Origin of the sequence: Priestia sp. SIMBA_032 (assembly GCF_046535215.1) — a bacterium.
Classification (GTDB): Bacteria; Bacillota; Bacilli; order Bacillales; family Bacillaceae_H; genus Priestia; species Priestia aryabhattai.
Genome location: NZ_JAWRXD010001132.1, coordinates 1 through 253, shown reverse-complemented (window position 1 = coordinate 253; position 253 = coordinate 1). Strand labels below are relative to the sequence as shown.

Below are 253 nucleotides of genomic sequence, written 5' to 3'. Positions count from 1 at the left end.
CGCGCCATTCCCGAAAGCGGCGAAGAGCGCATCTATCGCGATCTGGTGCGCGCTCGATTCGCGAACCTTGCGCCGGAGCAGATCGCCGTCGCCGACGTTATGCGCCGGTATGAGGTGGATCGCGCCGCCGCCAACCGCGTCCTGGCCCGCATGGCCGAGGAAGGCGTGGTCGAGCGCGGTCCGGGCCGCTTCTATCGTTTCGGCCCGGTGCTCAATGACGCGAACGCCTATCACGAGAGTTACGAGTTCCGGC

1 protein-coding gene is annotated in these 253 nt (G+C 66.8%); it reads left to right on the top strand.

Features of this window, described 5'->3' with window-relative positions; all coding sequences use genetic code 11:
* Positions 1-253, top strand: a 253-nt coding sequence (locus SB717_RS37855) for a hypothetical protein (protein ID WP_410908312.1), incomplete at both ends; no start/stop codon positions are given.